This window comes from Streptomyces typhae (genome assembly GCF_009755605.1).
GTDB lineage: Bacteria > Actinomycetota > Actinomycetes > Streptomycetales > Streptomycetaceae > Streptomyces > Streptomyces typhae.
The window spans coordinates 363,427-386,617 of sequence record NZ_WPNZ01000006.1 but is presented as its reverse complement, the minus strand read 5'-3'; the positions used below and the strand labels follow the sequence as shown (position 1 = coordinate 386,617).

The following is a 23,191-nucleotide window of genomic DNA, read 5'->3' as shown; positions in this document are numbered from 1 at the left end:
AACGGGGCTCAGGGACAACGGAAATGGGGCGGGCGGCAGCAATGATGGGACCGGCACACTCTCTGTCGGGGGCAGCGGCCTGGCTGGGAATCGGCGCCGCCGCGGCCGCCGCGGGGCACTCGATGCCCTGGCCGGTGCTCCTCGTGGGAGCGCTCATCTGCGCCGGGGCGGCGCTGGCACCGGACCTCGACCACAAGTCGGCGACCATCTCGCGCGCCTTCGGTCCGCTCTCGCGCGGCTTGTGCGAGATCGTCGACAAGCTCTCGTACGCCGTGTACCGGTCGACCCGCAAGCCGGGCGACCCGCGCCGTTCGGGCGGTCACCGCACGCTCACGCACACCTGGGTCTGGGCGGTGCTGATCGGTGCGGGCGCGTCGGTGCTCGCGGTGGTCGGGGGTCGCTGGGCGGTGCTCGCACTGCTCTTCGTACACATGGTGCTCGCCATCGAAGGGCTGCTGTGGCGGGCCGCGCGCGGGTCGAGCAGCGATGTGCTCGTCTGGCTCCTCGCCGCGACCAGCGCATGGATCATGGCGGGTGTGCTGGACAAGCCGGGCAACGGGTCGGACTGGCTGTTCACGGCGCCGGGGCAGGAGTACCTGTGGCTGGGGCTGCCGATCGTGCTCGGTGCGCTGGTGCACGACATCGGGGACGCGCTGACGGTCTCCGGCTGCCCGATCCTGTGGCCCATCCCGATCGGACGCCGTCGCTGGTACCCCATCGGGCCGCCGCGCATGATGCGGTTCCGGGCCGGGAGCTGGGTCGAGCTGAAGGTCCTGATGCCGGTGTTCATGCTGCTCGGCGGCGTGGGAGGCGCGGCGGCGCTCAACTTCATCTGAGGCGTCTGAGGCGTCTGGCGTGTCTGGGGTGTCTGGGGTGTCTGGGGTGGTGGGATCGGTCCGGGGACGCTCCGGGCCTACCCGGCGCAGCCGCTCCGTCATGTCTTGGCCAGGGCCGGCGCGGAGCCGGTGTCGTGGCCGCTGTGGCCCGGTGGTGGGGTGGGCTCCGGTTCGGGGTCCGCGGCTGGTTCGGGGACGCCGGTGCGCAGGACGCGGCTGACGCGGGCGGTGTCGAGGGCGCCTTCCCAGCGGGCCACGAGAAGGGTGGCGGCGCTGTTGCCGGCGAGGTTGGTCAGGGCGCGGCACTCGGACATGAACTTGTCGATGCCGAAGATCAGCATGATGCCGGCGGCGGGCACGGTGCCGACGCTGGAGAGCGTGGCGGCCAGGGCGATGAACCCGGCGCCGGTGACGCCGCCCGAGCCCTTGGACGTGAGGACCATGACGGCGCGGCGCAGGCTGTCGACACCTCCGATACCGCCGACGACGGTGAGAAACACGATCGGCGTGATGAGCATCCTGATGGCGGACACGAAGGTGGCGCCCACCGGCTCCAGGCCGACGCCGACGTCCGGCCGGAGCCAGCCGGTCAGGATGCCGCAGACGATCGCGGTGAGGACCCAGAAGTAGAGCTGCCGGTACCAGGGCCTGGACGGCGGGCGGACGGGGACGGAAGCCGGCGCGGGGGAGGGTCCGGGCATCGGGCCCGAGGCGGGGTCGGGGGTGGGGGACGTGGTCGCTGCCATGGCGTTTCTCCTCGTCTCTCCTCGTCGGGGAACGTGGACACAGCCGGGACGTGGGAACGGTCAGAGCAGTTCGAGGAGCTTGTCGGTGAATTCGGCGGTGGTCGCGGTGCCGCCGAGGTCGGGTGTGCGGACGTCGGTCTTGGCGAGGACCGCGGCGATCGCGTCGGTGACGTCCTTGGCCGCCGCCGGGTGTCCGAGATGGTCGAGCATCATGGCCGCGGACCAGACGGCGCCGAGGGGGTTGGCGATGCCGCGGCCCGCGATGTCGGGGGCGGAGCCGTGGACCGGTTCGAACATCGAGGGGTGGGTGCGCTCCGGGTTGAGGTTGGCGGCCGGCGCGATCCCGATGGAGCCGGCGACGGCGGCGGCGAGGTCGCTGAGGATGTCGCCGAACAGGTTCGAGGCGACGACGACATCGAAGCGGGCGGGGTCGAGGACGAACTTCGCCGCGAGCGCGTCGATGTGCTCCTGGTCCCAGGAGACCTGGGGATGGACGGTGGCGCGCTCGGCGACGAGTTCGTCCCAGAACGGCATGGTGTGCACGATGCCGTTGGACTTGGTCGCCGAGGTGAGGACTCCGCCGCGCCGCGCCGCGAGATCGAAGGCGAAGTCGAGGACGCGGGTCACTCCCGCGCGGGTGAAGACCGCTTCCTGAACGGCGATCTCCTCGGGGGTGCCACGGTTGAGCCGTCCGCCGATCTCGCTGTACTCGCCCTCGACGTTCTCCCGTACGACGACGAACTCCACCTCGTGGGCGGCGGCACCGCGCAGCGGGTTGTCGACTCCTTCGAAGACCCGGATCGGCCGCAGATTGACGTACTGGCGGAAGCCGCGCCGGATCGGGATCAGCAGCCCCCACAGGGAGACGTGGTCGGGCACGCCCGGGTAGCCGACGGCACCGAGGAGGATCGCGTCCTTCTCGCGCAGCTGGTCGAGGCCGTCCGGGGGCATCATCGCGCCCTCACGGAGGTATCGCTAGCAGGACCAGTCGTAGGAGGTGTAGGAGAAGGCGACGCCGTGACGGGCGCCGACGGTGTCGAGGACCTGCTGGGCGGGCGGCAGGACTTCGGTGCCGATGCCGTCGCCGGGGACGAGTGCGATGTGGTAGCGGGTCATGCGCCGATTGCAGCAATCGGGTCGCCGGACCGTCCAAGTCGCCGTCTCGATCTGCCTTATAAGGCAGGCTTATCAGCAGTCTGCCTGTCGCAGCTGTCACGCCTGCCACGACTGTCATGCCTGCCACGGCTGTCGTGTCTGTCGCGCCCGTCGGTTTCTCGTTCAGCTCTTGATGGCGTCCAGCGCGCGGGTCACGAACGTGCGGGCGGCAGGCGACAGCCCTGTGCGGCGGCTGACCAGTGCGATCCGCAAGGTCGTCCGCGGCTCGATGTCCACGACCAGCGCTCCCGCCTGCGCGGCCATCGTGCGCCAGGACTCGGTGACCACGGCGAGCCCGACCCCGGCAAGGACGAGGGGGAGGATCGCCACCCGGTGCTCGGTCTCCGCCGCGACGGTGATGTCGATTCCGCGTTCGCGCAGCCCTTCGACGTACGCGCGCATGCCGGTGCCCCGCTGACCGACGACCAGTCGCTGTCCGGCCAGTTCCTCGCAGCCGATCGACCGGACCCCGGGAAACGGGCCGTCGGGCGGGGTGACCAGGACGAAGCGCTGCTCGCCCGCGGCATGGGAGACGACCTCCTTGTCGGGAAGCGGCCCCGATGTGGCGAGCAGGCCCAGTTCGGCGGCTCCGGTGCGGACCATGTCGACGACGTCACGGCAGGTGAAGGCGGCCCGGACGTTGACCGTCACCCCGGGATGACGGTCGCTGAAGGCACGGATCATCGTGGTGAGCGGCTCGACAGCCTGGGAAGGCATCGCGGCGACATCGAGCCGGCCCTCGCGCAGTTCGTGCACGGCTGCGACGCAGGACCGGGCGGTCGCCAGACTGCGCACGGCGGCACGGGCCGGTTCGATCAACGCCGTGCCCGCCTCGGTGAGCACCGCCCTGCGGCCGATGCGGTGGAACAGGCTGTCGCCCAGGTCCCGCTCCAGGGCCCGCACGGCCTGGGAGAGCGCGGGCTGGGAGACGTACAGGGCGGTCGCCGCCCGGTTGAACCCACCGTGATCGACGATCGCGAGGAAGTACTCGAGCTGCCGGATGTCCATGACGGCCATCCTGCCCGTGGGGCACCCGGAACCCGGCGCCCCACCTCCGCCTTGCGCGGGCGCCCCGCCGGGACACTGCGTCGGTGCCCCGCCGGGATACCGCGTCGGGGCACCGCCGGGACACTGCGGCGGAGCCCCGCAGGGATACAGCGTCGGCGCCCCGCCTCACCCGTGCCAAGACCTCCACAATGCCGCGTACGCCCCGTCGGCCCTTACCAGTTCGTCGTGGCTGCCGAGTTCGCTGATGCGGCCGTTCTCGACGACGGCGATGACGTCGGCGTCGTGGGCGGTGTGCAGGCGGTGGGCGATGGCGACCACCGTGCGGCCGTCGAGGACGCGGGCCAGCGAGCGCTCCAGGTGGCGTGCCGCACGGGGGTCGAGGAGCGAGGTCGCCTCGTCGAGGACCAGGGTGTGCGGGTCGGCGAGCACCAGTCGGGCCAGGGCGATCTGCTGCGCCTGCGCCGGGGTGAGAGCCACACCGCCCGATCCGACCTCGGTGTCGAGCTCGTCCTCCAGGGCGCGCGCCCAGTCCCCGGCGTCGACCGCGCCGAGGGCGGCCCACAGCTCGGCGTCGTCCGCGCCGTTCCGGGCGAGCAGCAGGTTGTCGCGGAGGGAACCCACGAAGACGTGGTGTTCCTGGTTGACGAGCGCCACGTGCGCGCGGACGTCCTCCGCCGGCATCCGCGCCAGCTCGGCGCCGCCGAGTGTGACCCGGCCGGTGCGGGGTCCGTAGATGCCCGCGAGCAGCCGGCCAAGGGTGGACTTGCCCGCGCCGGACGGACCGACGAGTGCGACCCGCGACCCGGGCCGGACGGAGAGGGACACCTCACGCAGTACGTCGACGCCCTCGAGGTAGCCGAAGTGCACGTCGTCCGCGAGGACGTCACGCCCCTCGGGCCGCACGGAGTCGTCGCCCGCCTCGGGCTGGATGTCCCGCACGCCCACGAGGCGCGCCAGGGACACGTGCGCGACCTGCATCTCGTCGTACCAGCGCAGGATGATGTTCAGCGGGTCGACGAGCATCTGCGCGATGAGCGCGCCCGTCGTCAGCTGGCCGACGCCGATCCAGCCCCGCAGGACGAAGACGCCGCCGATCATCAGGACCGAGCAGAGCACGATGATGTGGGTGGCGTTGATGACGGGGAAGAGGACCGACCGCAGATAGAGCGTGTAGCGTTCCCAGGCCGTCCACTCCCTGATGCGCTGCTCCGACTGCTCGACGCGGAGCGCCCCGAGGCGGTGGGCCTCCACGGTCCGGCCCGCGTCGACGGTCTCGGCGAGGGCTCCGGCCACGGCGGCGTAGCCGGCGGCCTCGGAGCGGTATGCGGACGGCGCCCGCTTGAAGTACCAGCGGCAGCCGACGACCAGGAGCGGTACGGCGAGCAGCAGCGCGGGGGCGAGCGGTGGCGCGGTCACGGCGAGCCCGCCCACCAGCAGACCCGCCCACACCACGCCGATGGCCAGCTGCGGCACGGCCTCGCGCATCGCGTTGGCGAGCCGGTCGATGTCCGTGGTGATCCGGGACAGCAGGTCACCGGTGCCCGCGCGCTCCAGGACACCCGGCGGCAGCCCGACCGACCGGACCAGGAAGTCCTCCCGCAGGTCCGCCAGCATGCGCTCGCCAAGGACCGCCCCGCGCAGCCGTACCTGGTGCACGAAGAGAGCCTGCACGACGAGCGCCAGGGCGAACAGCGCGACGGTGCGTTCCAGGTGCAGCTCGCGGGAGCCGTCCGAGACGTTCTCGACGACGTCGCCGAGGAGGTAGGGGCCCACCATCGACGCGGTCACCGCGAGCGTGTTCACGCCGATGAGCAGCAGGAAGGCGCGCCGGTGGCGGCGGAACAGCTCACGTACGTAGGACCGCACGGTGGCGGGCCCTCCGACGGGCAGCGTCTCCGCGGCGGTGGGGGCGGCCGGATCGTACGCCGGTGGCGCCAGGCCGATCATGCGGACTCCTCGATGTCGATGTCGACGCCCATGTCGACGCCCGTGTCGACGCCCATGTCCACGCCTATGGCGGTGCCGAGGGCGGTGTCGATGATGCTGTCGACCGCGGTGGCTGCCGCGGCCGTCTCGTGGTCCGTCTCGCGCGTCACGACGGCCCGGTACCGGGGTTCGGTGACGATCAGGTCGCGGTGTTCGCCGACCGCGGTGACCTGGCCGTCGTGCAGGAACACCACGCGGTCGGCGCGGTCGAGGAGCAGCGGAGAGGAGGTGAGGACCACGGTGGTGCGGCCGGAGCGCAGTGCGCGCAGGCCGTCGGCGATGCGTGCCTCGGTGTGGGAGTCGACGGCGGACGTCGGCTCGTCGAGCACCAGGGCCTCGGGGTCGGTGACCAGCGACCGGGCGAGCGCGAGGCGCTGGCGCTGGCCGCCGGAGAGGGAACGCCCGCGCTCGGTGAGGTGCGCGTCCATGGGGTCGTCCCCGACCGAGCCCTGGACGAGTGCGTCGAGCACGTCGCCGCACTGCGCGGCGGCCAGGGCCTGCCGTGGACGCACGGCTCCGGACGCCGGTACGTCGAGCAGGGAGCGCAGGGTTCCGGACAGCAGGACCGGGTCCTTGTCCTGGACGAGGACGGCGGTGCGGGCGGTGTCGAGAGGCAGGCCGTCCAGCGGTACGCCGCCGAGACGGACGGACGGCAGACCCGTGGCCTCTTCGCATGCCGGGTGCCCGCCGAGCCGTTCGGCGAGCCGCCCGGCCGCGTCCGGGTCGCCGCACACCACGGCGGTCAGGCGTCCGGCCTGGGCGAGCAGACCCGTGGCGGGGTCCTGGAGATCACCGGAGGGCACGACGAGTCGACCGTCCCGCGCGCCGCCCGTCGACAGGTCGTCGGCCCGTGCAGGAGCCGGCTCCGCCACCCGCTCCAACGAAAGGACCCGTGCCGCGCGCTTCGCCGAGGGGCGGGAGAAGGAGTACGCCATCGCGATCTCCTCGAAGTGCCGCAGCGGGTAGTTGAGCAGCATCACGGCGCTGTAGACGGTGACGAGTTCGCCGACCGTGATGCGGCCCTCGCCGGCGAGGTGGACCCCGTACCAGACGAGAGCGACCAGGAGCAGTCCCGGGAGGAGTACTTGGGTGGCCGAGATCACCGCCCACATGCGGGCGCTGCGCACGGCGGCCGTGCGCACCTCCTGCGAGGCGCGCCGGTAGCGGTCGAGGAACAGGTCCTCGCCGCCGATGCCGCGCAGCACCCGTAGCCCGGCGACGGTGTCCGCCGCCAGTTCGGTGGCGCGCCCGGCCTTCTCGCGCTGGACGTCGGCGCGGCGCGTGGCGCGCGGAAGGAGCGGCAGGACGGCGAGGGCCAGGACCGGGATGCCGACGGCGACGACGACGCCGAGCGCGGGCTGGTACACCAGCAGGCCGACGCAGACCGCGAGCACGGTGAGGGCGGCCGCCGCGAACCGTGACAGCGCCTCCACGAACCAGCCGATCTTCTCGACGTCGCCCGTGGACACGGCCACGACCTCACCCGCGGCGACCCGCCGGGTGAGCGCGGCGCCGAGGACCGAGGTCTTGCGGGCGAGCAGTTGCTGGGTGCGGGCCGCCGCGGTGATCCAGTTGGTGACGGCGGTGCGGTGCAGCATGGTGTCGCCGAGCGTGACGGCGACACCGGCCAGCAGGATCACACCGCCGGAGACGGCGAGGCGGGTGCCGGAGCCGTCGACGACGGCCTGCACCGCGAGTCCCACCGTGTACGGCATTGCCGCGATGCCGAGGAAGTGCAGCAGTCCCCAGCACAGCGACCTGAGCTGGCCACCGAGCTGGTTGCGGCCGAGCCAGAGCAGGAATCGGGGGCCGGAGCGGGCATCGGGCTCGCCCGGGTCGGCGTACGGAAGGTCGCGAATGTGCATGATGTCCCAGCGGACGGAGCGGAAAGAGCGGACGGAGGTAACAAACCGTGAAAGGTTCGCCTCGTACGGTGGCCCGAAGCAAACGAATTTTCGGCACCGGGCAAAGAGTCGGCCATTACCCGGAGCGGCGCGCGGCACGGAGCACGGCGCACCCGTGCCCCGGTGCGACCATGGGGCCCATGCGAATAGCAGGAGTGGTGCGTATAGCAGGAGTGGTGCGTACGGCGGCAGCGACAGCGGTCTGCTCCGTCCTGCTGACATCCTTGGCCTCCTGTGGCTTCGGCGACGGCAGTGGCGTTCGCAAGGACGGCAGAGGAGGCAGGGAGGGGGCGGACGGCACCGACGCGCGCGCCACCGATCTCCGGCGCATCCCCGATGTGGGCGACCGGCTGCAGTCGCGGATCCCCCGCGACTCCCGTCAGGTGGTGGCCGTCTACGGCCGGAGCAGGAACCTGCCGGACGCGACGGTGGTGCTCTACACGAGGGCCGCCGCAGGTGCGGGCGGGAAGACCGCCACCTGGAAGAGGGAGCGCAGCTGGCCCGCACACAACGGCAAGAGGGGCTGGGCCCTCGACCACCGTGAGAACGACAAGCGCAGCCCCGTGGGCGTGTTCACGCTCAGCGACGCGGGCGGTGTCCTCGCCGACCCCGACCCCTCCCGCGGCTCCGGTCTGCCGTACACCGAGTCGTCGTCGTTCCAGGCCCCGCGCTACTGGCCGAAGACGCATTGGCACGATTTCGACCACGTCATCGCCATCGACTACAACCGCGTCAAGGGCACCCCGCCCAACGACCCCACGCGCCCGCAGGGCCAGGCCAAGGGCGGCAGCATCTGGCTGCACATGGACCACGGCGGCGGCACGTCGGGATGCGTGAGCCTGTCGAAGTCCGGCATGCGGTATCTGCTGCGCACGCTGGACCCGAAGCAGCACCCGGTCGTGGTGATGGGGGACAAGGCGGCCCTGCGGGACTGAAGGCTGCCCCGCGGTACTGCCCCGCGGGACTGAAGGCCGCCCCGCGATACGGCCCCGCGGTACTGCGCCGCGGGAGTGGGGCGCGGCCCCGGTGGCCGGACGGTCCGGGGCCCCACCCCGCCCGGTCAGGACTCCTTCGGCTTCTCCGAGTCCATGCCGGGCCGTGCCTTCCGCCACAGACCGCGGGTGAAGTCCGGGATCGCCTGCGGCGCGCCCTTGGCCTTGATCGAGGCGTGGCTGAGCGGGACCGGCGCCGTCCAGGTGGCAGCGTCGTACACGTCGAAGTCCGGTACGAGTCCGAGCCGCATGCACTGCATCAGGCGGAACACCATGAGGTAGTCCATGCCGCCGTGCCCGCCGGGCGGGTTGGCGTGCTCCTTCCACAGCCAGTGGTCGAACTCGGCGGCGTACTTGCCGAAGTCGCCCCATGCGTCGTCCGTGTGGTCGGGCTCGATGTAGATGCGTTCCGGGTAGTCCTCGAAGACGCCCCTGGTGCCTCCGAGGCTGTTGACGCGGCTGTAGGGGTGCGGTGTGGACACGTCGTGCTCCAGGCGGATCACGCGGCCCTTGGCGGTCTGGACGAGGCTGATGGTGCGGTCGCTCTCGATGTACGTCTCCTTCCAGCTCGGGTCGCCGGGCGGCATGTGTTCCTTGCGGTACTCGGCGAGACCGAGCGAGGGGGTGCCGAAGCTGGAGATGTGGGTGGCGCGGTCGCCGCGGTTGACGTCCATGTAGTTGGCGACGGGACCGAAGCCGTGGTTCGGGTAGAGGTCGCCGCGCAGGCGCGTGTGCCACAGCCGCCGCCACGGGCCCTCGTAGTACTTCGGGTCGAACATCAGGCCGCGCAGGTCGTGGTTGTAGGCGCCCGCGCCGTGCAGCAGGTCGCCGAACTTGCCCGCGTGCGCCATCCGCAGGACCCGCATCTCGTTCTTGCCGTAACAGCAGTTCTCCAGCTGCATACAGTGTCTGCGGGTGCGCTCGGACAGGTCGACGAGCTGCCACAGCTCGTCGAGGCGCAGCGCGGCGGGACACTCCACGCCGACGTGCTTGCCGTTCAGCATCGCCGTCCTCGCCATGGCGAAGTGCGTGTCCCAGGGCGTCGCCACGTACACGAAGTCGATGTCCCCGCGGCGGCACAGCTTCTCGTAGTCGTGGTCGCCGTTGGAGTACGTCGCGGGAGCGGGCTGCCCCGCGGCGACGACCTTCTTCGCGGCCTTGGCCGTCTTGTCCTTGACCGGGTCGCAGACCGCGACGACGCGCACGCCCGGCTGCGCGAGGAACAGATCGATCATGCTGCCGCCGCGGTTGCCGAGGCCGACGATGCCGACGCGCACGGTGGAGCGGGCCTGGAACGGTACGCCGATCATCGTCCTGCCCTGGGCTGCCGGGGCCTCGGCGGTGGTCGCCGCGGTCCCGGCCGGAACTCCGGCCGGGGCGTCCGCGTGGGCGGCGGTGGAGCCGAGGGCACCCAGGCCGAGGCCCGCCCCGGCGAGTCCGGCCGTGCGGAGGACCGTACGCCGTGAGTGACCGTCGGTGGACTCGTCGGTGGACTCTTCGGCTGCCGGTGTCGCGTTCTCGTCGTGCATCGGACCTCCGTCATCGCGGTGCCTACCAGTGGGCGGAAGCCACCCTGATGGCGGTACGAGCGGGGCGCAAGAGATCGAAGCGGCCGGAGAGTTGGACTTTTCGTCAGGTGGCGCGGTGCTGCTCGCCGGGCCGCGTGGCCCACTCCAGCTCCATCAGGACGGACCGGTAGCGCCGCCCCGTGGCATGGTCCATCCCCACCTCGCACATCCGGTTCGCCGACAGATGCGCGTCGTAGTGGCGGGACGTCACCTCCGCGGCCTCCTTGCGGGTCGCCGACCGGGTGAGTTCCTCGTGCAGCATCCCGCGGTCTCCTGCGAAGGCGCAGCAGCCGGTGTCGTCGGGCACCACGACCTCGTCCGCGCAGGCCTCGGCGACGGCGACGAGGTGGGGCTCGTCGCCCAAGTGGCGCATGGAGCAGGTGGGGTGGAGGACGGCGGAGCCGACGCGGCGGTGCGGCGTGAGGTGCGGCAGCAGCTCCTCGGCGGCCCACACCACCGAGTCGACGACCGTCAGCTCCTGGTGCAGTGCGCGGTTGTCGGCGGTGAGGTGGGGCACGACCTCGTGCGCGATGCCGAGCGTGCAGGACGAGGCGTCCACGACCAGGGGGAGGGTTCCGCCCGCGGTCCAGGCCCAGGCGGCCTCGACGATGCGATTGGCCATCACCGCGTTCCCCGCCTCGTACCCCTTGGAGTGCCAGATCGTGGCGCAGCACGTGCCCGTGACGTCGCCCGGGATCCACACGGGTTTCCCGGCGCGGGCCGAGACCGCGACGACGGCCTGGGCGAGGGAGACGTCGCCGGGGCCGGCGAAGATGCGGTTGACGCACGCCGGGTAGTAGACGGCGGACGCGCCTGCGCGCGCGGTGTGCGGGAGCGCGGCGGAGGCCGGCCCCGGGATCTCCGGCAGCCACTCCGGGACCAGATCGGGGCGCACCACTTTGCGGGCGGCGCGGGTGACGGCGGTCAGGACGCGGTCCCCGCGGTTGCCACGGGCGTCACGGTTGCCACGGGCCTCACGGGCCTCACGGGCCTCACGGGCCTCACGGGCCTCACGGGCCCCGCGGGCACCGCCGAGGACCGTGCCCAGCTTCTCCGCCGCGGCCACCGCGAGCCGCGCCGAGGTCTCGACCGCCTTGAAGTGCCGTGCGGTGAGCGCGGCCACCCGCTCCTCGCGCCGGGAGTGCCTGGCTCGCCGGAAGTCCTTCATCAGGGCGCCGGTGTCGATGCCTACGGGGCAGGCGAGCTTGCAGGTGGAGTCGCCCGCGCAGGTGTCCACGGCGTCGTACCCGTACGCGTCGACGAGCTCGTCCTCGACCGGTGAACCGGGTTCCTGGCGCATCATCTCGCGGCGCAGCACGATGCGTTGGCGCGGTGTGGTCGTCAGGTCCTCGCTGGGGCACGTCGGTTCGCAGAAGCCGCACTCGATGCACGGGTCCGCGATCGCCTCGACCTTCGGGATCGTCTTCAGGCCGCGCAGATGGGCCCGCGGGTCACGGTCGAGGACGATGCGGGGCGCGAGCACGCCGTCCGGGTCGATGACCTGCTTCGTGCGCCACATCAGCTCCGTCGCCCGCGGTCCCCATTCGAGTTCGAGGAACGGCGCGATGTTGCGGCCCGTCGCGTGCTCCGCCTTCAGTGAGCCGTCGAAGCGCTCGACGGTCAGCCGGCAGAACTCGTCCATGAACGCGGCGTACCGGTCCACGTCGGCGGGCAGGCCCGCGTCGAAGGCGAGCAGGAAGTGCAGGTTGCCGTGCGCGGCGTGGCCGGCCACGGCGGCGTCGAAGCCGTGCCGGGTCTGGAGTTCGAGGAGTGCCTCGCAGGCCTCGGCGAGGCGTGACGGAGGGACGGCGAAGTCCTCGGTGATCAGTGTCGTGCCCGCGGGGCGGGTGCCGCCGACGGCCGTCACGAATGCCTTGCGGGCCGTCCAGTAGCCCGCGATCGTCCTCGGGTCGCGGGTGAACGCGTTGCTCACCGAGGCCACGGGCGCCACGAGGGCGAGTCCGTCGAGGGCCTCGGCGGCCGCCGCCTCGTAGGCCGTCTGCCGGGCCTCGTCCGGCGCGCGGAACTCCACCAGGAGCGCGGCCGTGTCCTTGGGCAGCCGCGCCCAGTCGGCCGGGACGCCCCGGACGCTGACCGACGCGCGCAGGGTGTTGCCGTCCATCAGCTCCACGGCGAGCGCGCCCGCGTCGTTGAACCGGGGCACGGCGGCCGCGGCGGCGGGCAGGGACGGGAAGAACAGCAGGGCCGTGGAGACCCGCCGGTCCAGTGGGAGGGTGTCGAAGACGACCTCGGAGATGAAGCCGAACGTACCCTCGGAGCCGACCATGAGGCCGCGCAAAATCTGTACGGGCGTCGCGCCGTCGAGGAACGCGTCCAGGCGGTAGCCGTTGGTGTTCTTGATCTCGTACTTCGCGCGGATGCGGGCGGTGAGGCGCGGGTCGGCCTCGATCTCGCGCTTGATCTCCAGAAGGCCCGCGCACAGGGCGGGTTCGGCGTGCGCGAGGAGCTCGTCGGCGTCGGGGTCCGCCGTGTCGACGACCGTGCCGGAGGGCAGCACGAAGGTCAGGGACGCGACCGTGCGGTAGGAATTGCGGGTGGTGCCCGCGGTCATGCCGGAGGCGTTGTTCGCGACGACGCCGCCGACGGTGCAGGCGATCGCGCTCGCCGGGTCGGGGCCGAGGACGCGGCCGTGCCGGGCGAGGGTGGCGTTGGCGCGCACGATCGTCGTGCCGGGGCCGATCCGCGCGCGGACTGTGCGCTCCGGCCCCTCGGCGCCTTCCGCACCGTCGACGCTCCCGGTGCGCTGCGGCTCCGCGGCGCCTTCCGCGCCGCCGATGCTCCTGGTGCGCTGCGGCTCCGCGGCGCCTTCCGCATCGTCGACGCTCCCGGTGCGCTCCAGCAGCCCGCCCCCGTCCCCGCTCCCGCCCCGTGAGCCGTCGAGCACCTCGACGCCCGCCCAGTGCTTCCGTACGTCCACGAGGATGTCCTCGCCCTGCGCCTGGCCGTTCAGGGAGGTCCCCGCGGCGCGGAAGACGACCTCGCGGCCGCGGCCATGTGCGTACGACAGGACCGCCGACACGTCGTCGATGTCCTCGGCGACGACCACGACCTGGGGCACGAAGCGGTAGGGGCTCGCGTCCGACGCGTACCGGACCAGGTCGGACACCTTGCTCAGGACCTTGCCGGGGCCGAGGAGCGCCGCCAGGTCGTCGCGCAGCGGTGCGGGGGTGCCGCCGGCCAGGGCGTCGGGGACCCGGTCGGAGGACGCCGCCCGGCCGTCGGGGGCGGGGCGCAGGGCTTCGGGGTCGGGCTCCAGCAGGGGCATGGCCTCTCCTCAACGGGTTCGGCGGGTTCCGGCGGGTTCAGCGGGTTCAGGCGGGTCCGGCGGGTTCGGGTGGGTCCGGCGGGTCCGGCGGGTCCGGGCGGGTTTGGCGAGTTCGGGCGGGTCCGGTGGGTCCGGCGGAGACCCCCGTTCAGCAGTGCGGCTGATCCGGCGCGTCGATCAGGGCGTCGAGCAGCCCGCCCAGCTGCTCGCGCTGAGCGGCGTCCAACGGAGCCAGGATGTCCTCCGCGGCGGCCCGGCGCGCGCCGCGCAGTCGGCCGAGGGCCTCGCGCCCGCCCTCCGTGAGCTCTATGCGGATGACGCGGCGGTTGGTGGGGTCGGGCACGCGGCGCACGAGGCCCGCCCCCTCCAGGCCGTCGACCAGGCTGGTCACGGCGCGCGGGACGACCTCCAGGCGCTGCGCGAGGTCCGCCATGCGCGGCGGTGTGTCGTAGGACGACAGGGTGCGCAGCAGGCGGGACTGCGCCGGCGTGACACCGACGGGCTCCAGATGGCGCTTCTGGATGCGGTGCAGCCGACGGGTGAGCCGCAGCAGCTGCTCGGCCAGCAGTCCGTCGGTGTCCGGTGTGCTCATGGGGGAACGGTATCAGGACCTCGTACATTGTGAGCATAGGTAACAATGAGCTATGCTCCTATAGTCATCGCCGGTCCGCCGCGCCCGGCCCCTCTCGCCTTCCCGTAGGAGCCCATGCGTCACGACGAACGCGCCACAGGTCCCGGCGCCACGGACGACCCCGAGCAGCCGCACCAGCTGCGTCGCATCCTCCGCCTCTTCCGTCCCTACCGCGGCCGCCTCGCCCTCGTGGGCCTGCTGGTCTGTGCCGCGTCCCTGGTCTCGGTGGCCACGCCCTTCCTCCTCAAGGAGATCCTCGACACCGCCATCCCCGAGGGCCGCACGGGGCTGCTGAGCCTGCTGGCCCTCGGCATGGTCCTCAGCGCGGTCGTCACCAGCGTCTTCGGCGTCCTTCAGACGCTGATCTCCACGACCGTCGGCCAGCAGGTCATGCACGATCTGCGCACCGCCGTGTTCGGACGCCTCCAGCACATGTCCCTCGCCTTCTTCACGCGCACCCGCACGGGCGAGGTCCAGTCCCGCATCGCCAACGACATCGGCGGCATGCAGGCGACCGTCACGTTTACGGCGACGTCCCTGGTGTCGAACCTGACGAGCGTGGTCGCCACGGTCGTCGCGATGCTCGCCCTCGACTGGCGTCTCACGGTCGTCTCGCTGCTGCTGCTCCCGGTGTTCGCGTGGATCAGCCGGCGGGTGGGCCGCGAGCGCAAGAAGATAGCCACCGAACGCCAGAAGCAGATGGCCGCGATGGCGGCCACGGTCACGGAGTCGCTGTCGGTCAGCGGCATCCTGCTCGGCCGCACGATGGGCCGCTCCGACTCCCTGACACGGTCCTTCGGGGAGGAGTCCGAGCGGCTCGTGGACCTGGAGGTCCGCTCCAACATGGCCGGGCGCTGGCGCATGGCCGTGATCAGCATCGTGATGGCGGCGATGCCCGCCGTCATCTACTGGAGCGCCGGTCTCGCCCTCCAGCTCGGCGGCCCCACCGTCTCCATCGGCACGCTCGTCGCCTTCGTCTCGCTCCAGCAGGGCCTGTTCCGGCCGACCGTGAGCCTGCTGTCCACCGGTGTGCAGATCCAGACGTCACTCGCCCTGTTCCAGCGCATCTTCGAGTACCTCGACCTGCCCATCGACATCACCGAACGCGACGGACCCGTCCGCCTGGAGACGGTCAAGGGCGAGGTGCGGTTCGAGAACGTGGACTTCCGGTACGACGAGCAGGGCGCCCCCGTGCTCGACGGCATCGACCTCACGGTGCCCGCGGGCAGCAGCCTCGCGGTCGTCGGGCCCACGGGATCCGGCAAGTCCACCCTCAGCCACCTGGTGCCCCGGCTGTACGACGTGAGCGGCGGCCGGGTCACGCTCGACGGCGTCGACGTGCGCGACCTGGACTTCGACACCCTCGCCCGCGCGGTCGGCGTCGTCTCCCAGGAGACCTACCTCTTCCACGCCTCGGTCGCGGACAACCTGCGCTTCGCCAAGCCGGACGCCACGGACGAGGAGATGCGGGCGGCGGCGCGCGCGGCCCAGATCCACGACCACATCGCGGCCCTGCCCGACGGCTACGACACGGTCGTCGGGGAGCGCGGCCACCGCTTCTCCGGCGGCGAGAAGCAGCGCCTCGCCATCGCCCGCACGATCCTGCGCGACCCGCCCGTCCTCATCCTCGACGAGGCGACCAGCGCGCTCGACACCCGCACGGAGCACGCCGTGCAGCAGGCCATCGACGCCCTGTCGGCCAACCGGACGACGCTCACCATCGCCCACCGCCTGTCGACGGTCCGCGACGCCGACCAGATCGTGGTCCTGGACTCCGGCCGGATGGCCGAGCGCGGCACCCACGCCGAGCTGCTCGCCCGAGGGGGCCGGTACGCCGCCCTGGTGCGCAGGGACGCGCAACTGGAGCCGGTGACGTAGGGCAGTGGGGCGAGCCGTACAGGACCCGGACCCATATGTACAGGAAATATGATGAATGTCGGGTTAGCGTGCCCGCATGCACACCACGACCCCGCCAGGGGGAACGAAACGGAGCGCGATCCGGCTGACGCGCCGGGGCTGGATCGCTGTGATCGCCATCGGTACCGCGGCGGCGGCCACCGCCGTGGCGGTGCCGCTGCTGCTGCCCGACGACGAGGCCCGGCCCAAGACGCTGACCGTCCCCGAGGGCTGGCGCTCCGGCCAGGTGTACGCGGCCGTCGACAAGGCCCTCAAGGTACGGCCCGGCACCACGAAGCAGACCGTCTCCAAGACCGACCTCAAGCTGCCGGGCGACGCGGGCGGCAACCCCGAGGGCTATCTCTTCCCCGCGACGTATCCCATCGGCTCCCAGTCGACGCCCGCCTCCGTCCTGTCGTACATGGTCAACACCGCGAACAAGAAGTTCAGCGGGGGACATGTCACCGCCGGGGCCGACCGGAACGCCGTGAACGTCTACCAGACGGTCACCATCGCCAGCATGGTCGAGGCCGAGGCGGACAGCGAGAAGGACATGGGCAAGGTCGCCCGCGTCATCTACAACCGCCTGGACCGGGGCATGCCGCTGCAGATGGACTCCACCATCAACTACGCGCTCAACCGCTCCACCTTGAAGACCACCAACCGCGATACGAAGATCAGCAGCCCCTACAACACCTATTCCCGCATGGGCCTGCCGCCGACGCCGATCAGCAACCCCGGCGAGGCCGCCATGCGCGCCGCGACCAGCCCCGCACCGGGGGACTGGCTGTACTTCGTGACGGTGAAGCGCGGGGACACGCGGTTCACCGCGCGGTACGAGGAACAGCAGCGGAACGTGGCGGAGTTCAACCGCAACGGACAGCGGGCCGCCGCCCACTGAGCGGCGGGCCTTGTGCCGCCCCGGTCCGCGCGAGACCCTGGCGTGCGCTGTGCCGAACCACAGGCAACGGACGCACCACGCACCGCACATGATCCCGACCCACCCACGGTCCAGGAAAGGTTCAGGTGCACCGCTGATGAGAAGGTCCTCCCGCCGCAGGACGGCAGGCGCGGCGCTGTCCGCCGCGCTGCTCGCCGCGGGTCTCCAGCTCGGCGTCGCTCCGGGCGCGGGCGCGCATGCCGGTACGGGTTCCGGCACCGGTTCCGGCACCGGTTCCGGTGGTGGTGACAAGGCCGGGGAGGCGGTGCCGGACGGCTGGATCGTCGTCCTGAAGGAGCCCGCGGGCGCCGCCCCCGCCGATGTGCCCGCGGTGGCGCGCGAACTCGTCGGGCGGGCCGAAGGCGCGCGGCTCGGACATGTGTACCGGGCCGCGCTGCACGGGTTCTCCGCCCGGATGACCCGCGCGCAGGCGGCCCGCACGGCTGCCGACCCGCGCGTGGCCCTCGTACGCCAGGACACCCGCGTGCGCCTCGACGCTCCGGGGGAGCGGGCCCGCACCTCCCCCGGGCACGCCCCCGCCCCGCAAGCAGCCGGGACGCAGCCGGTCGACGGGACGCAGCCGGTCGAGGGAACAGAGCCGGTCGACGGGACGCACCCGGTCGGCGAGACACACCCGGTCGACGGGACGCAGCCGAACGCCCCCTGGGGGCTCGACCGCATCGACCAGCGGCGGCTGCCGCTCTCCACGACGTACACGTACCGGACCACCGCGCCGGACGTCGGCGTGTACGTCATCGACACCGGACTGCGCACCTCGCACCGCGAGTTCGGCGTCCGGGCCTCCGTGGGCGTCGACACGGTCGGCGACGGACAGGACGGCGACGACTGCAACGGCCACGGCACCCACGTCGGCGGGGTCGCCGCGGGGACCACCTACGGGGTGGCGAAACAAGCCAGGCTGGTGGCGGTGCGGGTCCTCGGCTGCCAGGGGTCGGGAACCGTATCCGGAGTCGTCGCGGGCGTCGACTGGGTGACGGCGAACGCCGTGCGGCCCGCCGTGGCCAACATGAGTCTGGGCGGCGGAGCCAGCGACATCATCGACCGGGCCGTGCGCGGGTCCATCGCGTCGGGCGTCACGTACACCGTCTCGGCGGGCAGTTCGGGCCAGTCGGGTGGCGCCTGCGCCGGCTCCCCGGCGCGTGTGCCCGAAGCGGTGACCGTCGGCGGAAGCGACCGCTCCGACCGTGTGACGTCGTCCTCCAACCACGGCAAGTGCGTGTCGCTGTTCGCGCCGGGGGCCCAGATCACCTCGGCATGGAAGGACGGCGACGACGCCACGGCCACGCTCAGCGGTACGTCGATGGCGACCGCGCACGCCGCGGGCGCGGCGGCGCTCCACCTGGGCCTGCGCCCCGCGGACACACCGGCGCAGGTGAAGCGCGGCCTGGTCGACAACGCCACCACGGGCGTGCTCCAGGGCAACCAGCCGGTCGTGCCCGACAAGCTGCTCCACACCCTGTACCCGGACCCGGGGGGCTTCTGACCCGGGTCGGCCCGTACCGCCGCAACCGGTCCTGGCATGCCTCATTTTGAGTCAGCAAGCGCCGTTGATTGTTCCCCGATCGCCAGTTTCAGTCGCCGTGGGCGCGTGGAGGTTCCATGCTTGGCTCCCGGTTCCGAAACCAGGGCGTCCGCGGGCGTCCGGAGGGAACCGCTCCGGACGTAGACGGACGCGGACGCACATGAGGAGCCTGATGCACAGGCGAGACAGGAAACATCCACGCGGCGGGCAGGGCGGCGAGGAAGCCCCACCACCGGCCGGGCGAGGTGAGGGGAGCGCCGGGTGACCGGCAAGCCCATGTCGACGCCGTTCTCGGAGGGCTCCCCGCGCGGCAAGCGGGGCCGTAAGCTCGGACCGGTCACGGACGGAACCGGTCCGGCCCACCGCGCCTGGCTGGAACCGCTGCGCGCGTCCTATCTGGCCAGCGGTCTGACGATCGGCCATCTCGAGCGCGAGACGGGCTGGTCCCGGTCGAAGATATCCGAGCTCCTGCGCGCGGCGGGGCGCTATCCGCGCTGGGAGTTCACCCGCAGCCTGCTCACCGCGCTGCACTGGCCCGCCCCTTCGATGGCGTACATGCGCGCCCTGTGGGCCCTCGCCGCACGCGAGGCCAACAAGCGCACCATCTGGATCAACAGCTGCCTGCGGGGGGACGGCCTGTCCGCCGACGACCGCCTTCCCCTGCACTTCGCCGCGTTCCAGGACCTGTACCGCGACGCCTACACCGGGTACGCGCACACCTTCCTGCGCCGCCGCCCCGACGCACGGCGCGCCGTGAACGACGTCTTCATGCTGCTGCTGTTCCTCTGGGACGAGGCCCTCGCCGGTGACAACCCCGAGCGGTTCGCCTGGCAGATCCTGCGCCAGACCGTCATGGAGCGCACACCCCACCCCGACGGCAGTCCCGCCCTCCTCGAAGCCGCCTTCGACACGCTCGCCCTGCGCACGGCCGACGACCCCGTCGCACAGATCGAGGAGTCCATGCGTCTCTTCGACGCGCTGCGGCGGCTGCCCGCGGGTCAGCTCGACGTCATGGTGCTGCTGCATCTGCGCGGCATGGACGAGACCGCCGTCGCCGCGGTGCTCGGCGTGCCGCTCGCGACGGTGCGCTCCACGGCCCGGCACGCCCGGCGCCACCTCGACGGCCGCTTGCGCTCCGCCTTCCAGGAGGGACACCCCCGTGACCGGAACGATTGACGAACTGCTCGCCCGCGCCCGGCTCCAGGACGAGACCGACACCCCGGTCGACCCCGTCCGCATGCCCCGGCCCGGCACCGCTGCGGCCCCCGGGCGGCGCCCGTCCACCGTCGCGGGCCACGCCCACCGCGCCGCCGCCGTCCCCGCGCCCGCCACCGGACCCCTGGGACCGCCGGGCCCTTTGGGTGCCACGGCCGCGGCGGGCCGCAGCGGGGGAGCGGACAGTACCTCCCAGGACGCGGTGCGCGACCTGCGGAACCTGTGCGAGGCGGTCGTGACCGCCGGGTCCCTCGCCTCGCTGCGCGTCTTCCTCACCCGGGTGCTGCCCGAGCCGCCCGGGGCCCGGGTCATCGGCTGCATCCTGCAGTTGAACGGCGCGGAGGAGTCGGCCCGCTTCTGGTGGCAGTACGCGGCGGGCGCCGGTGACGCCGCCGCTTCGTACTGCCTCCATCTGCATCACGCCTCCCTCGGAGAGCGGGATGAGGCGGCGTGGTGGCGGGCACAGACCCCTGGCGCCTCGGAGGCGCCCGACACCTCGGGGCACTCCGGCGGCTCTGGGGCCCCCGACACCTCGGGGCACTCCGGCGGCTCTGGGGCCCCCGGCGCCCCGGGGCACTCCGGCGGTTCGCGGGCCACCGGCACCTCGGGGCACTCCGGCGGCTCCGGGCCGGACGCAGAACTGCCCGAGCCGGGCTTCCCGCGCGACCACCCGCCCGTGCGCACCGACCGGAGCGTGCCGACCATGCTGCGGGTGCTCGGCCGCCTCAAGGTCTCCGACCGGGTGGCCGGCCCGTACATCCGGTCGTCCGATCACTGCGCCCGGCCGTCCGATCCGTACGCAAGGCCGGCCGATTCGCACCACGGGCCGGCCGATCCGTACGCCCGCTCGTCCGATCCGTACGCCAGGCCGCCCGTCGTGCGCGTCGTCATGGACTATGTCGCGTCCGCCGTCGACTATGTGGACCCCGACCTCGAACTCCCGCTGCCCTGCGCCGACTTCACCAACCACATCCGGCTCCTCACCACCCCGGCGGCCCGCCCGGCGCCCCGCTCGACGGCGTCCCGGAGACCCCTCGCCGTCCGGGCCCGACCCGTACCGCACGCCGAAGCGGGGTGAGGGCCCGCGTCACACCCCGGCCGGCACCCCGTCGAGCAGCCGCACGATGTCCCGCACCGCCGCCCGCCCCGCCCGGTTGGCGCCGACGGTGCTCGCCGACGGGCCGTATCCGACCAGGTGCACCCGGGGGTCGGCCGCCGACCGGGTGCCGTCCATGCGGATGCCGCCGCCCGGCTCCCGCAGCCGCAGCGGGGCCAGATGCTCGACCGCCGCGCGGAAACCGGTCGCCCACAGGATGACGTCGGCCTCGACATGGCGTCCGTCGGCCCAGGTCACACCGTCGGGCGTGATCCGGTCGAACATCGGGAGCCGGTCGAGGACGCCGTCGGCGCGCGCCTTGCGCACCGCGTCGTTGAGCGGGAGGCCGGTCACCGACACCACGCTCAGCGGGGGCAGCCCCTGCCGCACCCGCTCCTCGACCATCGCGACGGCGGCCCGGCCGCGGTCCTCGTCGAAGGGGCCCTCGGCGAAGACGGGCGGGCGCCGCGTCACCCACCAGGTCTCGGCGGCGTAAGGCGCGATCTCCATCAGGTGCTGGGTGCCGGACGCGCCGCCGCCCACGACGATCACACGCTGCCCTCGGAACGCCTCGGGCCCCGGGTAGACCGCGGTGTGCAGCTGCCGGCCGCGGAAGGTCTCCTGCCCGGGGTAGCGCGGCCAGAAGGGCCGGTCCCAGGTGCCGGTCGCGTTGATCAGGGCCCGGGTCGACCAGGTGCCCGCGTCCGTCTCGACGAGGAGCCGCCCGCCCTCGCCCTCGACGACCCGGTGCACGTCGACGGGCCGCCGCACGCGCAGGTCGAAGCGCTGTTCGTAGGCGTCGAAGTACTCCCCGACGACCTCCGACGAGGGCCGCTCGGGGTCCGCGCCCGTCAGCTCCATGCCCGGCAGCGCGTGCATGCCGTGCACCTTGCCGTACGTCAGGGACGGCCACCGGAACTGCCACGCGCCCCCGGGGCGCGGCGCGTGGTCGAGGACGACGAAGTCCCGCTCCGGTTCGAAACCCCTGCGCCGCAGGTGGTAGGCGGCGGCCAGGCCCGCCTGACCGGCGCCGATCACCACCACGTCCACCTCGGTGGGGGCGGCGGCTCGTACCTCGATGTCGTTCACGCTTCTACTAACTACGGCAGGGGACGGGATCTTCCCGCCCTCCTCGGGGGAGACCGTTCCGCCCCCTGCCACAGGCGTACACCGCGGGCTCAGCGCCCCCCTGCCACCAGCAGCGGCGCGCCGCCGGGAGCCGACGCAGGGCGGCCGTTCGCCGCCGGGACACCGGTGAGCGGCGAGGCCGGGACGCGCGGCAGCAGCCCGCGCGCCGCGAGGTCGGGGATCACGCCCTCGCCGAACCAGTACGCCTCCTCCAGATGCGGATAGCCGGACAGCACGAAGTGGTCGATGCCGAGCGCGTGGTACTCCTCGATCCGGTCGGCGACCTCGGCGTGGCTGCCCACCAGGGCGGTGCCCGCGCCGCCGCGGACCAGGCCGACGCCCGCCCACAGGTTCGGCGCGATCACCAGGTCGTCGCGGGTGCCGCCATGCAGCGCGAGCATGCGCTGCTGGCCCACCGACTCGCTGCGGCCGAGTGCCTCCTGCGCGGCGGCGATGGTGGCCGGGTCGAGATCCGCGAGCAGCCGGTCGGCGGTGGCCCAGGCCTCGGCGGCGGAGTCGCGGGAGATGGTGTGCAGCCGGATGCCGAAGCGCACCGTGCGGCCCTCGGCCTCGGCGAGGCCCCGGATCCAGTCGATCTTCTTCTGCACCTGCTCGGGCGGCTCGCCCCAGGTGAGGTAGACGTCGCTGTGCCGGGCGGCGACCGGGCCCGCGGCGGGCGACGAGCCGCCGAAGAAGATCTCCGGCAGCGGTTCGGGAGGCAGCGCGGTCAGGCCGCCGTCGATCCGGTAGTGCTCGCCCTCGAAGTCGTACGGGCGTCCGCTCCACGCCCCGCGCACCACCGAGAGGAACTCGTCGGTGCGGGCGTAGCGGCGGTCGTGGTCCAAGTGGTCGCCGAAGCGCCGCTGTTCGGTGGAGTCGCCGCCGGTGACGACGTTGAGCAGCAGCCGCCCGCGGGTGATGCGCTGGTAGGTCGCCGCCATCTGGGCCGCGAGCACCGGTGAGATCACCCCGGGCCTGAACGCCACGAGGAACTTCAGCCGCTCGGTGTGCTGCGCGAGCGCCACGGTGGTCAGCCAGGCGTCCTCGCACCAGGTGCCGGTCGGGGTGAGCACCGCCTCGAAGCCCAACTGCTCGGCGGCCTTGGCGATCTGGGCCAGATACTCGATGTCGGGGGCGCGCACGCCGCTGACCGGTGTGACGCGGGAGCGCTTGATGCCGCCGTCGGTGTAGGCGTGCCGGTCCACGAGGGTGCGGCCGTCGCCGCCCGTCGGCAGGAACCAGTGGAGGTGGACGGTCATGC

15 protein-coding genes and 3 pseudogenes are annotated in these 23,191 nt (G+C 72.7%); 7 read left to right on the top strand and 11 right to left on the bottom strand.

What is annotated here, in order from left to right; genetic code table 11:
* Positions 1–41: 41 nt before the first annotated feature.
* Positions 42–836, top strand: a complete 795-nt coding sequence (locus GPA10_RS13825; RefSeq protein WP_058850563.1) for a metal-dependent hydrolase — start codon at positions 42–44, stop codon at positions 834–836.
* 98 nt (positions 837–934) lie between these two features.
* Here GPA10_RS13825 and GPA10_RS44040 read toward each other — a convergent pair.
* The 6 genes and pseudogenes from GPA10_RS44040 to GPA10_RS13800 form a co-directional block, all read right to left on the bottom strand.
* Positions 935–1,285, bottom strand: a pseudogene (locus GPA10_RS44040) (cation:dicarboxylate symporter family transporter); the annotation flags it as partial.
* A gap of 15 nt (positions 1,286–1,300) precedes the next feature.
* Positions 1,301–1,537, bottom strand: a pseudogene (locus tag GPA10_RS44035) (cation:dicarboxylate symporter family transporter); the annotation flags it as partial.
* Positions 1,538–1,642: 105 nt separating this feature from the next.
* Positions 1,643–2,698, bottom strand: a pseudogene (locus GPA10_RS13815) (tartrate dehydrogenase).
* Positions 2,699–2,860: 162 nt separating this feature from the next.
* A complete protein-coding gene (locus GPA10_RS13810; protein ID WP_157165751.1) occupies positions 2,861–3,745 on the bottom strand; it encodes a LysR family transcriptional regulator in 885 nt (294 codons plus the stop codon).
* Positions 3,746–3,910: 165 nt separating this feature from the next.
* On the bottom strand, positions 3,911–5,692 hold the full coding sequence (locus tag GPA10_RS13805) for an ABC transporter ATP-binding protein (RefSeq protein ID WP_157165750.1): 1,782 nt from the start codon (positions 5,690–5,692) through the stop codon (positions 3,911–3,913).
* Entirely contained in the window at positions 5,689–7,596 is a 1,908-nt protein-coding gene (locus GPA10_RS13800) for an ABC transporter transmembrane domain-containing protein (protein WP_157165749.1), read from the bottom strand. The genes GPA10_RS13805 and GPA10_RS13800 overlap by 4 nt, the downstream gene beginning before the upstream one ends.
* 179 nt (positions 7,597–7,775) lie before the next feature.
* On the opposite strand from GPA10_RS13800, the gene GPA10_RS13795 reads away from it, so the two are divergent.
* Complete coding sequence (locus GPA10_RS13795) at positions 7,776–8,570, top strand: L,D-transpeptidase family protein (protein ID WP_157165748.1); 795 nt, start codon at positions 7,776–7,778, stop codon at positions 8,568–8,570.
* A gap of 125 nt (positions 8,571–8,695) precedes the next feature.
* Here GPA10_RS13795 and GPA10_RS13790 read toward each other — a convergent pair whose 3' ends face one another.
* The 3 genes from GPA10_RS13790 to GPA10_RS13775 form a co-directional block, all read right to left on the bottom strand.
* Positions 8,696–10,156: a Gfo/Idh/MocA family protein gene (locus GPA10_RS13790; RefSeq protein WP_157165747.1), complete on the bottom strand. Its 1,461-nt coding sequence runs from the start codon at positions 10,154–10,156 to the stop codon at positions 8,696–8,698.
* A 103-nt stretch (positions 10,157–10,259) separates the two neighbouring features.
* Positions 10,260–13,481: an FAD-binding and (Fe-S)-binding domain-containing protein gene (locus GPA10_RS13785; RefSeq protein ID WP_246259066.1), complete on the bottom strand. Its 3,222-nt coding sequence runs from the start codon at positions 13,479–13,481 to the stop codon at positions 10,260–10,262.
* Positions 13,482–13,629: 148 nt separating this feature from the next.
* On the bottom strand, positions 13,630–14,073 hold the full coding sequence (locus GPA10_RS13775) for a MarR family winged helix-turn-helix transcriptional regulator (RefSeq protein WP_058850570.1): 444 nt from the start codon (positions 14,071–14,073) through the stop codon (positions 13,630–13,632).
* Between the two features lie 114 nt (positions 14,074–14,187).
* Here GPA10_RS13775 and GPA10_RS13770 point away from each other — a divergent pair, with 114 nt between their 5' ends.
* The 5 genes from GPA10_RS13770 to GPA10_RS13750 all read left to right on the top strand — a co-directional run bounded on the left by GPA10_RS13770 (position 14,188) and on the right by GPA10_RS13750 (position 20,784).
* Positions 14,188–15,990 (top strand): ABC transporter ATP-binding protein, encoded by a 1,803-nt coding sequence (locus tag GPA10_RS13770; protein ID WP_157165746.1) that lies wholly within the window; start codon positions 14,188–14,190, stop codon positions 15,988–15,990.
* A 76-nt stretch (positions 15,991–16,066) separates the two neighbouring features.
* On the top strand, positions 16,067–16,909 hold the full coding sequence (gene mltG / locus GPA10_RS13765) for an endolytic transglycosylase MltG (protein ID WP_058850572.1): 843 nt from the start codon (positions 16,067–16,069) through the stop codon (positions 16,907–16,909).
* A gap of 136 nt (positions 16,910–17,045) precedes the next feature.
* Positions 17,046–18,452 carry a S8 family peptidase gene (locus tag GPA10_RS13760; RefSeq protein WP_157165745.1) on the top strand — a complete coding sequence of 469 codons (1,407 nt, stop codon included), beginning with the start codon at positions 17,046–17,048 and terminating at the stop codon, positions 18,450–18,452.
* A 300-nt stretch (positions 18,453–18,752) separates the two neighbouring features.
* Positions 18,753–19,667 (top strand): sigma factor-like helix-turn-helix DNA-binding protein, encoded by a 915-nt coding sequence (locus tag GPA10_RS13755; protein WP_343040792.1) that lies wholly within the window; start codon positions 18,753–18,755, stop codon positions 19,665–19,667.
* The gene (locus tag GPA10_RS13750; protein WP_157165744.1) at positions 19,651–20,784 is read left to right on the top strand and encodes a hypothetical protein; all 1,134 of its coding nucleotides are present in this window, start codon (positions 19,651–19,653) and stop codon (positions 20,782–20,784) included. Before GPA10_RS13755 ends, GPA10_RS13750 begins: the two co-directional genes overlap by 17 nt.
* 9 nt (positions 20,785–20,793) lie before the next feature.
* Here the strand turns inward: GPA10_RS13750 and GPA10_RS13745 are convergent, their stop codons facing one another.
* Together GPA10_RS13745 and GPA10_RS13740 are read right to left on the bottom strand one after the other, a co-directional pair.
* Positions 20,794–21,891 (bottom strand): FAD-dependent oxidoreductase, encoded by a 1,098-nt coding sequence (locus GPA10_RS13745; RefSeq protein WP_343040790.1) that lies wholly within the window; start codon positions 21,889–21,891, stop codon positions 20,794–20,796.
* A gap of 89 nt (positions 21,892–21,980) precedes the next feature.
* Positions 21,981–23,189 carry an LLM class flavin-dependent oxidoreductase gene (locus tag GPA10_RS13740; RefSeq protein ID WP_058850577.1) on the bottom strand — a complete coding sequence of 403 codons (1,209 nt, stop codon included), beginning with the start codon at positions 23,187–23,189 and terminating at the stop codon, positions 21,981–21,983.
* Positions 23,190–23,191: the final 2 nt, after the last annotated feature.